The sequence below is a fragment of the Staphylococcus sp. EG-SA-2 genome, assembly GCF_017152085.1.
On record NZ_JACYHC010000994.1, the window covers coordinates 1 to 11,318 of the forward strand.

The following is an 11,318-nucleotide window of genomic DNA, read 5'->3' on the forward strand; positions in this document are numbered from 1 at the left end:
GGATGCGCATTGATACAACTAGCAATTGCTAAGGCATCAGTCACTCTTTCATTAAGATCACCTTTATTATTTATATCTTCAAACGAAAAATGTGTTGCCCTAATCCCCCTTTGTCCAAATGAATCTAAACGTTTACCAGATATAGCAGATAGAATAATAGCTCCTGTATAAACCGTTTCATTTTTAATATATGTCATCCCTTGATTTAGCGCTTGTTCAGTGACACCACATTCTTGTGTTAAATGTTGGAGATTTGCTTTATCATCCTCAATAATTTGTAATGCTTTTATTTGTTGAATCGGTTCCATAATTTTTTGTATTTTTATATTGAGAAAATCCGGTTGCCCATTTTCATGAAAAAAACCTTTATTATAAAACCTTTGTACCGTCTGTTCTATTTTGTCAAACTCACAAATCGTTTCAGCACCACTAATATGAACATCTTGATTGCTAGAACGCATTTTTATACTATACATGACGATCACCTCAATCTTCTTGATGCAAAATTTCAAACAACCTATCTATATCTTGTTCAGTATGAAAATACGACAATGATATTCTTAACATTGGCTTAGTCACAGTTGGATACCTTAAATAACTTGTAAACACATGATGCTTTAATAATGTTTGATGAATGTTCTCAGCCGCTTCTATGTCATCAAACTCAATAAACTTAATCGGCGAGTTTGAACTATTATAATTAACATTGAGTGCTTTTAACTTTTGGTTAAAATATTTACTCAAACTATTTAATTTAGTGCGTCTATCATCAGCATTTATTAACTTTTCAATGTTTCTTTTTATAAAATACAAATTATAAATTGGCAAACTACTTGAGTAGATGAGTGGTCTACCGTGATTAATTAACATATCCTTCACATCATTTGAACTTAAAATCACACCCCCGTATGCACCACATGCTTTAGATAAACTAGAAGTGAGTATATCTACACCTTGATAATTCGAGTAATTCTCTATTCCAAAACTATGTGAAACATCGAGTATCAGTGTTGCGTTATATTTATGCTTTAATGAGACTAATTGACCAATATCCACAACGTCGCCATTCGTTGAAAATACACTATCAGATATGATTATTTTTGGTATATTTTGATTAGGGTATTTCTCTAACCTTTTTTCTAAATCAGCAATATCTAAATGCTTATATATCACTTTTTCTAAACCACTTAACTTAATACCGTCAATAATACTCGCATGATTTTCTTGATCTGAAAACACGACACAATTTGTATTTTTGAAAATATTAAACAACGCCAAATTAGCATCATAACCACTATTTAAGATAGTACATGCACTATATCCGAGCCAACCTGCTAACATTGTTTCAATTTCTTCATAAGCTGTCGAACTTCCACTAATTAATCTTGAACTTGATAAGTGATAACTATACTTCCGCATAAATCTTTCGAAATCATCCTTATCAAACGCTATTTGACCTAATCCTAAATAATCATTAGATGTATAGTTCGTACATCTCTTATTTTCTACTTCAATATACTGTCTATCTATATACCCTACCGATTTAAGCGACCGATATAACCCTTTCTGTTGTAATAAATCAATTTGCTCTTGAAACATCATTCTTGTTTTCCTTATTTTCACAAGTGTCATAATCAATTTCAAAGCCCAAATCATTAATCATATCGTAGTCTAATTGGTTCGGTTGCCCACCAGTAATTAGATAATCACCGACAAATATTGAATTCGCCGCTTTTAATGCTAATGGCTGTAACGAACGTAAGTTGACCTCTCTTCCTCCAGCAATACGAATTTCTTTCGTAGGATTGATTAATCGGAATAATGCTACGATTCTTAAACATTTCATTGGTGTTAAATCATCCATGCTTCCAAACTTTGTGCCTTTGATTGGATGCAAAAAATTAATCGGAATACTGTCGGCATCCATTTCTTTTAAAGCAAATGCCATATCAACAATATCTTGATTAGATTCTCCCATACCACAAATCACGCCAGAACATGGTGATATATTATTCGCTTTCATTAGTTCTATCGTATCTGTTCTATCTTTATAACTATGCGTTGTCACGACGTTATCATGGTAATTTTCACTTGTATTAATATTGTGGTTATATCTGTCTACACCAGCTGACTTAAGTTTCTTAGCTTGTTCGTCATTCGTTAATCCTAAACATGCACAGATTTTTAGTTGCGGGTGTTGAGATTTAATCGTTCTTACAGTATTACTAATATGATCAACTTCTTTATCGCTCGGTCCTCTACCACTCATAACAATACAATATGTTCCAATATGATTATCATGTGCCACCTTTGCTCCATCGATAATTTGTTCCTCTGGAATTAAAGCATATCGCTGTTTTTGTTTAATATCTCGTGATTGTCCACAGTACCCACAATTCTCAGGACATATACCACTTTTAGCATTTAAAATCATGTTTAATTTTACTTTTTTACCAAAATAATGTTTTCTTAAAATGTACGCCTCATTTAATAAATCTAAGGTATCAATATTAGTATCCTCATAAATTTTCAATACAGTCTCTTTTGTTAATTGTTCCCCTTGTAATATGCGTTTAGCCAAATTCATATTAACACTTCCTATCTAAAATGTTATGTACTGCCTTTTTAAAAATACGTACCATCGTTTTCACTTCTTTATTTGACATACTTAACACTGGCACAAACGTAATGACATTTTCTAAATTTCTAATCATTAGCCCGTTTTCTTTACATTTACGTACAATACGTTCAACTTTTTCAATTTCTAACGGCGTTTTACTATCTTTATCTGTAACTAATTCAACTCCAAACATTAAGCCTCGTCCTCTTACATCACCAACATTTCGATGACGCTTCAGCGCATGTAACTGTTTCTCAAGTGTTGATGATGTCGTTTCAATATGTGACAATAACTTACGTTTTTCATAAAGTCTTATATTTTCTAATGCAACCGTACAAACGATTTGATTTCCGGTGTATGTATGACCATGGAAAAAGGTATTAACACCATGCGAATCACTTAAAAATGTATTGTATATTTTTTGAGATGTCAATGTAGCTGCAAGTGGTAAGTAGCCACCAGTAATCGCCTTACCTAAACACATAATATCCGGTTGAACATCTTCATGATTGCATGCAAACATCTTTCCAGTTCTCCCAAAACCAACTGCTACCTCATCACAAATTAATAAGACATCGTATTTTTTGCACAATTTCTCGACTTCTTTCAAAAAGCCTTTAGGATGAACAAACAAGCCTGTCGCACCTTGAATCAACGGTTCCAATATAAACCCTGCGATTTCATCATTTCTTTCAATTAGAATTTGCTCTATATTCGTTAAAATAGCTGTCATAATTTCATTTTCAGTATCGTAATTACTGCGATAGAAAGATGGGCTTTCTACTTGAATATTCTCAAATATTAAGTCTTTAAATATTTTATGAAAGGTCTTGATACCACCAACACTTACCGCACCAATCGTATCCCCATGATAACCGTGATTTAGCGTTATAAACTTGTTTTTCTTGGCATATTTTTCTCTATCAATATTTTTCCAATACTGATATGCCATCTTTATTGCGATTTCAACAGACGCACTGCCTGTATCAGAATAAAATACTTTTCTTAGATTACTTGGCGTGATTTCGATTAATTTTTCCGCAAGTTCTATTGACGGAATATTTGATGATCCTAGCAGCGTAGAATGGGCAATTTTATTGAGTTGCTTTTTAATTACCTTATTCAAGTATTTGTTATTATGACCATGCACATTGACCCACAACGATGCATAACCATCTAAATATTTATTGCCATTCGTATCGTAAAGGTAACTACCCTTTCCTTTTTCAATGATGATTGCTTCTTCTTTGCTATATACACCCATTTGTGTAAATGGATGCCAAACATATTCTGAGTCTTTTTGTTTAAGTTGTTGTGTGTAATTCATTTTTAACTCCTATTAATTGTTTTAAAAATGCTTCTGAGAAATTTTCATACGTGGCATGTTCTTCAAATGTATAGACTGTTTTATTTGTTAATTTTCCAATCGTAATTTGATTGTCTTTTTCAATATAGCTGTCTGTATAGCGATTCATTATTAAAAAATTACTCGCCGATACATTCTTATTAACATAATCTTGGTGAACAACGGCATCGCTAATAGCACCTAATTTTGATGGCAACACACTGATGACACAATCTGCACAATCATTGATTAGATCTTTAGTCATGTAGAAATCATCTGTACCTTCATATATTGGTACGGCAATTCCCCCAGCACCCTCAATTAAGATAAAATCAAATTCCTTATCTAAAACTTTTACCTTATCTAATACACGCTGCTTATTTAGAAAAATTTGATCTGTCATTTTAAATGCAAGGTGTGGTGATACAGGTTGCTTAAAAGTATAAAGTGACGTTATGTCATAGCTTAAATCACATTCATTTTTAAATACTTCTAAATCTGGAAATGTCCCGTCTTGGCGTTCCTCAGTTTGAAATGGTTTAAAAACACAAACACGATGACCACGTGTTTTCAAAGCATGGTATAAATGCTTTGTAACATAGGTTTTGCCTACATCAGTATTCGTACTTGTAATAAAAATCCTCATAAAAAATAAGCACCTCAATCCGAATGTAAACTTTTATAATTAATAAGTTTACATTTAAGGCGCATGTTTTTCAAGAAAACATGAATTTAAACTTCTCAGTATAACTATAATTTTTGGCAAAATTTTGACCTTGCTATTGAAATGACTAAGACTTCTTAAGGAATTCGGGCAGATATAAACAGCGATTCGATAAAATATGTCAGTTAAAATTAATAATTGCATTATTTCTTAACAAAAAGACATCCTAGCTTTACCATCTTGTGAAACAATCCATTAATTGTAATATTACGTTGAGCGCCTTGTTCATCAATGCTATAATTAGTTACATAATAAATTGAACATCTAAATACACCAAATCCCCTCACTATTGCCCTAGTGAGGGGATTTATTTTGCTGTTGATTATCTATCACCCTTTTTATTTCCAAATTCTGATTCCATATTAAACTATTATTTATAATTTCCAGCCTGCTGATTTACTTTTTATTCTTATAAAGTCTTGATACATTCCTGGTTTTCGAATTAATTCATCATGACTACCTTTTTGAATTATTTCACCTTCATTGAGCACTATAATCTGATCTGCATTTTTAATAGTTTCAAGTTTATGTGCAATTGTAATTACTGTTTTGCCTTTACTTAATTCATTAATTGCCGTTTGAATCAGCTGTTCATTTTCAGGGTCAATACTTGCAGTTGCTTCATCTAAAATAATTATTGGTGCATCTTTTAATATCGCCCTAGCAATAGAAATCCTTTGCTTTTCTCCGCCAGATAAATTACTACCTTTTTCATTTAGCATTGTTTGATATCCCTCAGGTAATGACATGATGAAGTCGTGGCAACATGCTTGCTTCGCTGCACGAATAATTTCTTCTTTCGTTGCACCTGGATTGCCAAACAATATGTTATTTTCAATCGTATCATTAAATAAATACACCTTTTGAAATACTGCACTAATTTTCGACATTAACGTACTTAATGTCATATCTTTAATATCAACACCATCGATGCGAATATTTCCATCATCGATATCATAAAAGCGCAAGAGTAAGTGACATAATGTAGATTTCCCACTTCCTGAAGGTCCAATTATTGCTGTTGATGTTTGTGTAGGTATCTCAAAATTCACATTCTTTATCACTTGTTTATCATCATATGAAAAGTTCACGTTTTGAAAAGCGATATTTTCATTTTTAATCGTCAAATTTTTTCCATTCTCATCCAGTTCTGGAGCATTTTTTATCTTTTCAATATCATCTATCGTCATATCTATCATTTCAAGTACGTGTGCAGCACTATTAATATTTTCAACACTATCAAATATCACAAATGAAAAAATTGAAATCATAATAAGGGTAGGTAAATCAATACTATGATTCATATATAATAAGCATGCAACTAATACAATCATTATTGAAACAACTTTTAAACTAAGTAAATGCAATAAATTGAATGGGATATATTGCATTTCTATTTTTGTATTTATACGTTTACTTTCATTGACTGCTTGGTTAAAACTTTTAAGACTCGTATTTTCTTTCGCGAATGATTTTATTACTTGAATACCACGAATAACCTCCAATACCTTTTCCACTAATTGGTTTTGTACATTATGATACGCTGGCGCATTTTGTCGACTCTTTCTTTCTAATAATTGAATCGCAAAAAATGATAGTAATACGCCAATGCATGCTAATAATGATACTTGCCACGAAACTACAAGTAGAGACAATATGAGTACTGTAATTAATATGTATCCATTAACAACAATATCTACCATTTTCATGGCAAAGTTTTCTAGAAATGTTAAATCTGTTGTTACTATTGTTGTTAACTCATTTGAATGATGCGAATTAAAATAACCTAACCTTACATTTTTCAATTTATCCCCTATATCTAAACGTTCTTTCGCACTCATTTCATAAGCGATGCTCTCATGGCTTTTGCTTTTGAAATATGCTGTAATAAATCGTCCAATCACTAATAAAACCATGATAATTACAACATTCAATATATCTTTCATATAAATAGGTTTATGAGATAGCACATTATTAAATATTTTTGCAGCTAAAAAGATAGGTAACGCAATAAAAATAGCATTTAAAAATGACATGCTAAATCCTAAAATCATTCTTGCTTTATATGGTCTTATCCAGTTTAAAATTTTAAATGTAATTTGAAACATATTTGACCTCCTTTTCTCATTAGTTTAATTATGTCCAGTATTGATTCCCCAATCTTTTGTATGCATGTGCGTATCCCACATTTTCTTATAATTACCGTTTAATTTTAGCAATAAGTGATGTGACCCTTTTTCTAAAATTTGTTGTTTACCTAAAACAATAATTTGATCTGCATGTTGAATCGTAGATAACCGATGTGCAATAACAATCAATGTTTTATCCTGCGTCAACACATTTAATGCTTCTTGAATTTTTTGTTCGTTGTCTGGATCAACGTAAGCAGTCGCTTCATCTAATACAATGATAGGCGCATCTTTTAATATCATTCTTGCAATAGTGACTCGTTGTTTTTCACCACCAGACAATTTATCTCCCACTGTACCAACATTCGTATCATATCCATCTGGCAACTTTTCAATAAATTCATGACATTGTGCTAACTTGGCAGCTTTTTCAACTGCCTCATCCGTAGCTTCTGGATTGCCAAGTTTAATATTTTCTTTAAAAGTAAGATTTAATAAAAAGTTATCTTGTCCAACAAAACCAACTAAATCGTTAAGTTGTTTCGATTCAATATCTTTTATATTTATACCGCCAATCGTAATTTCACCTGAAGTCACATCCCAGTATCGTGATATAAGCTTGGCAATGGTTGACTTACCGCTACCAGAAGCCCCGACGATAGCTGTGAAATTATTTTCTGGTACTGTAAATGATAAATGCTTAAAGACCAGATCGTCCTTATCTTTGTTATATGAAAATCCAACATTATTAAAAGCAATTTCATAATGTTGAGGCTTCTTAAATTTTGTTGACAATACTAACTCTTCTAGACTTAATATTTGATTCACTTCAGTTAATGCGTATTGTATAGACTTTAAATGATTTACATAATTAGTAAAATTCTTAATCGGTGCTACTACACCTAAAGATAATACGATGCATAGGAAAAATTCCGCATAGTTTAATTGGTTGATAGATATCAAATACATGCCGACCGGTAAAATCCCTAAAAATGTTGAAGGTAATACACTAGCTCCTAAATTCATATACCCCCATGTATTTTTAAACCAATTCAAAGTGTGAATCTTATAATTATCTACTGCATCTTTATATTTTTTATATGAACTTTGAGATTGATTAAATGTTTTAATCACTTCAATGCCTTCGATAAACTCTACAATCGCGCTATTCATATAATTATTCGATTTCATTTGTTCAGCATATGTCTCATTAAATCCAGACATAACTTTTTTAAAAGCGAAAATTGAAATTGGTATCGTTACTAATAAGGCACTAGCCATACGCCAATCAATGAGCATTATGTATAAAAAGATAGCAGCTGACAAAAGTAAGTTTCCTATAACTTCAGGAATCATATGTGCTAAAGGTAATTCTATTGTTTCAACCTTATCGACAAATATATTTTTTAATTCACCTATTTTCTTAGATTCCACTACGCCTAAAGGGAGGCGCATTAATTTTTGAGCTAATTTTTTACGAATTTCAGATAAAATTTCATATGCCGTAATATGTGATAGCATCGTTGACGCTCCAAAACAACACACTTGTGAAATATAAGTGATTAAAGCAATAAAGATATAAACCATAATCGAATTAATCGTATATGCATTGTTAATCATCATTAAAATAATTTTAAAGACTGCCCAATATGGAACTAATCCAGAAAAGACACTGATGATAGACAACAAAATTGATAACATAATTTTCCATTTACTATCAGAAGCAAATCCGCTGAGTATCTTTATCCAATTTGTCTGATTGTTCATCGTATATGCAACTCCTTTCAATTAATAATCTAAATTAAGCCGCTTATATTATTTATTTCACTGGATGATATACATAATATAAATTTGTTATTTGTTAAAAATTAATACTTATTACAAGTACATCATATATTAGTTGATAACGATTATCAATGTCGCGTGGATTTGTGACACATTTCTTTTAAAAATTCACAAGGTTATGGGGCAGAAATGATAAAGAGCCACTAATGATTTATTATGTAATGATTCTTTATCCTTAGCCACAGCTAATATGTACTTAAAAATAGGAATACATGAGTAAAACTCTATGTTGGGGCTCCGCCAACTTGCACATTATTGTAAGCTGACTTTCCGCCAGCTACTGTGTTGGGGCCCCGCCAACTTGCATTGTCTGTAGAAACTGTGGATCCAAATTCTCTATGTTGGGTCCCTGAGTATAGCCTTGTAGAGTCTAGTACATTGATTTGTATCCCAATGTCCCTATAATTGATTATTCGCTTTATCTAATGATCCTATGACTCAACTATTAAATCATTTTTCGAAATACTTAATTCTAATATAATTAAATTCATTTATTGTAATATTGCAAAATACATTGCACACCTTGTTTATCAATGCTATAATTAATTACATAATAAATTGAACATCTAAATACACCAAATCCCCTCACTACTGCCATAGTGAGGGGATTTATTTAGGTGTTGGTTATTTGTCACCTTTTTTATTGTTGCGCGTTCGTAACCAATGTGCAAAAAACGCAACAAGACAGCCGCTTAAAGCTGAAGTCATGATGTTAATTAATAAATTGAACATCCATCATACACCTCCTCTCTGCGTTAAAGTAACGCCCGAGATGTTAGGCGACCATTATATTATATCATTTATTTATTATATTTCACGCAATATTAAAGTTCGAGTAAAGCGTTTTTTAGTGGTTTACGCTACTTTAATTACTATCTTTTAAAATCCATTTAGATAATACAAATGTGATGGGTATCGTAATCACTAAACCTGCAAATGGCGCAATTTCCGCTGGCAAATTTAGCCAGGATACAAAAACATATAATAAAACTGTTTGTAAGCTTACGTTGACAATCTGCGTAATTGGAAAACTAATGAATTTTCTCCAAGTAGGTTTTACCCTGTAAACAAAATAACAATTCAAATAATACGAAATCACAAAAGCGACTAGAAATCCGGTAATATGACTAATCATATATTCAATGTGTAATAATTTTAACAGCAATAAATAGACAACATAATAATTTAACGTATTAATGCCGCCAACAATGATAAATTTTAAAATTTCAGCATGCGTTTGTGTTAGTTTCATATGTGTAACTCCTCAACATCAAAATATATGCATAGCTACGTTCTCCAACATACTCGAATATGCGAGCCAATCCGCTTCACTTCAAATTTACTTATTTCAACCTTTATACCCTTTCACAGCAAATTTAGTCTCTTTCCTCTCATCCTTATACGCCATTATAATGTAACTGATTTATCGCGTGACTCATTAGCACTATAGAGATTACTTTAGTTCACTAGTAATTTTATATACAATAAGAGCGACAACAGTAATGAGAGGATGTCTACTATGCAATTACAAAAAATTGTCATCGCTCCTGACTCATTTAAGGAAAGTATGACCGCACAGCAAGTTGGCAATATTATAAAACAGGCATTTACTAATGTTTATGGGAATACCCTTCATTATGATATCATTCCGATGGCTGATGGTGGTGAAGGTACCACAGATGCTTTAATGCATGCAACAGGTGCCACTAAGTATACAGTCATCGTTAATGACCCTTTAATGCGACCTATTGAAGCATGTTATGCACGCGCAGACGAACAACAAATTGTAATTATTGAAATGGCGGCAGCGTCAGGTTTGGATTTATTAGAAAAAGAGGAACGTAATCCTTTATACACATCATCATATGGTACCGGTGAACTAATTAAAGATGCATTAAATCATGGTGCTAAGACCATTATTTTAGGGATTGGTGGCAGTGCAACAAATGATGGTGGTACAGGTATGCTAAGTGCACTAGGCGTAAAGTTTACTGATGTAAACGGGGACTTATTACAAATGAATGGTGCTAATCTTGCTCACATTGCACAAATCGATATAACCAATCTAGATTCGCGATTAAAAGAGGTGACCTTTAAAGTGGCCTGTGATGTTTCAAATCCTTTATTGGGTGAAAATGGTGCTACCTATATTTATGGTCCTCAAAAAGGCGCTGATGCAAAGATGATACCAAAGTTGGATTTCGCAATGTCGCATTATCATGATAAGATAAAAATGTGCACAGGAAAGTCCGTTAATCAAATACCAGGTTCTGGTGCAGCTGGCGGTATGGGCGCAGCATTATTAGCGTTTTGTGAGACAACTTTAACAAAAGGTATTGATGTCGTCTTTGACATTACAGATTTTCATCAAAGAATTAAAGATGCAGACCTCGTTATTACTGGAGAAGGACGCATGGATTATCAGACCATCTTTGGTAAAACACCCGTAGGCGTTGCGTTAGCTGCAAAACAATATCATATTCCTGTCATCGCGATTTGTGGCAGTCTAGGCGAAAATTATCAACATGTTTACGATTTCGGTATTGATAGTGCCTATTCTATAATCTCTTCACCTAGCACTTTAGAAGATGTCCTACAAAATAGCGAACAAAATTTATTAAACACTGCAACTGACATTGCTCGTATTCTGAAATT

At 32.3% G+C, this 11,318-nt stretch carries 11 protein-coding genes; 1 reads left to right on the forward strand and 10 read right to left on the reverse strand.

The annotated features are described in order from the left end of the window. The 10 genes from IDG60_RS17045 to gtxA all read right to left on the reverse strand — a co-directional run. The coding region (locus IDG60_RS17045) for a 6-carboxyhexanoate--CoA ligase (protein ID WP_206160971.1) at nt 1–476 on the reverse strand (476 nt) is incomplete at its 3' end. A gap of 10 nt (nt 477–486) precedes the next feature. Continuing rightward, nucleotides 487–1,602 (reverse strand): aminotransferase class I/II-fold pyridoxal phosphate-dependent enzyme, encoded by a 1,116-nt coding sequence (locus IDG60_RS17050; RefSeq protein ID WP_000971550.1) that lies wholly within the window; start codon nt 1,600–1,602, stop codon nt 487–489. Beyond that, a complete protein-coding gene (gene bioB, locus IDG60_RS17055; protein WP_001046645.1) occupies nt 1,580–2,587 on the reverse strand; it encodes a biotin synthase BioB in 1,008 nt (335 codons plus the stop codon). The genes IDG60_RS17050 and bioB overlap by 23 nt, the downstream gene beginning before the upstream one ends. Before the next feature lies 1 nt (nt 2,588). Further along, nucleotides 2,589–3,947: an adenosylmethionine--8-amino-7-oxononanoate transaminase gene (gene bioA / locus IDG60_RS17060; RefSeq protein WP_001110061.1), complete on the reverse strand. Its 1,359-nt coding sequence runs from the start codon at nt 3,945–3,947 to the stop codon at nt 2,589–2,591. After that, a complete protein-coding gene (bioD, locus tag IDG60_RS17065) occupies nt 3,925–4,611 on the reverse strand; it encodes a dethiobiotin synthase (RefSeq protein ID WP_001217926.1) in 687 nt (228 codons plus the stop codon). The genes bioA and bioD overlap by 23 nt, the downstream gene beginning before the upstream one ends. Nucleotides 4,612–4,665: 54 nt before the next feature. Continuing rightward, nucleotides 4,666–4,833, reverse strand: a complete 168-nt coding sequence (locus IDG60_RS17070; protein ID WP_206160972.1) for a hypothetical protein — start codon at nt 4,831–4,833, stop codon at nt 4,666–4,668. A gap of 230 nt (nt 4,834–5,063) precedes the next feature. Next, on the reverse strand, nt 5,064–6,797 hold the full coding sequence (locus IDG60_RS17075) for an ABC transporter ATP-binding protein (RefSeq protein ID WP_000486487.1): 1,734 nt from the start codon (nt 6,795–6,797) through the stop codon (nt 5,064–5,066). A gap of 24 nt (nt 6,798–6,821) precedes the next feature. After that, nucleotides 6,822–8,585 (reverse strand): ABC transporter ATP-binding protein, encoded by a 1,764-nt coding sequence (locus IDG60_RS17080; RefSeq protein WP_001064825.1) that lies wholly within the window; start codon nt 8,583–8,585, stop codon nt 6,822–6,824. A gap of 702 nt (nt 8,586–9,287) precedes the next feature. Then, on the reverse strand, nt 9,288–9,395 hold the full coding sequence (locus IDG60_RS17085; protein ID WP_000482652.1) for a type I toxin-antitoxin system Fst family toxin: 108 nt from the start codon (nt 9,393–9,395) through the stop codon (nt 9,288–9,290). 133 nt (nt 9,396–9,528) lie between these two features. Then, the gene (gene gtxA, locus IDG60_RS17090) at nt 9,529–9,915 is read right to left on the reverse strand and encodes a flippase GtxA (RefSeq protein WP_000779360.1); all 387 of its coding nucleotides are present in this window, start codon (nt 9,913–9,915) and stop codon (nt 9,529–9,531) included. A gap of 267 nt (nt 9,916–10,182) precedes the next feature. Between gtxA and IDG60_RS17095 the strand changes: the two genes are divergently transcribed. Further along, nucleotides 10,183–11,318 (forward strand): glycerate kinase (locus IDG60_RS17095; RefSeq protein ID WP_206160973.1); only part of this gene is annotated, 1,136 nt, incomplete at its 3' end.

What these genes read in the sequence shown, in the direction of transcription:
- IDG60_RS17050 (WP_000971550.1), bottom strand. Translation starts at nt 1,602, where the DNA reads ATGATGTTTCAAGAGCAAATTGATTTATTACAACAGAAAGGGTTATAT.
- bioB (WP_001046645.1), bottom strand. Translation starts at nt 2,587, where the DNA reads ATGAATTTGGCTAAACGCATATTACAAGGGGAACAATTAACAAAAGAG.
- bioA (WP_001110061.1), bottom strand. Translation starts at nt 3,947, where the DNA reads ATGAATTACACACAACAACTTAAACAAAAAGACTCAGAATATGTTTGG.
- bioD (WP_001217926.1), bottom strand. Translation starts at nt 4,611, where the DNA reads ATGAGGATTTTTATTACAAGTACGAATACTGATGTAGGCAAAACCTAT.
- IDG60_RS17070 (WP_206160972.1), bottom strand. Translation starts at nt 4,833, where the DNA reads ATGCAATTATTAATTTTAACTGACATATTTTATCGAATCGCTGTTTAT.
- IDG60_RS17075 (WP_000486487.1), bottom strand. Translation starts at nt 6,797, where the DNA reads ATGTTTCAAATTACATTTAAAATTTTAAACTGGATAAGACCATATAAA.
- IDG60_RS17080 (WP_001064825.1), bottom strand. Translation starts at nt 8,585, where the DNA reads ATGAACAATCAGACAAATTGGATAAAGATACTCAGCGGATTTGCTTCT.
- IDG60_RS17085 (WP_000482652.1), bottom strand. Translation starts at nt 9,395, where the DNA reads ATGTTCAATTTATTAATTAACATCATGACTTCAGCTTTAAGCGGCTGT.
- gtxA (WP_000779360.1), bottom strand. Translation starts at nt 9,915, where the DNA reads ATGAAACTAACACAAACGCATGCTGAAATTTTAAAATTTATCATTGTT.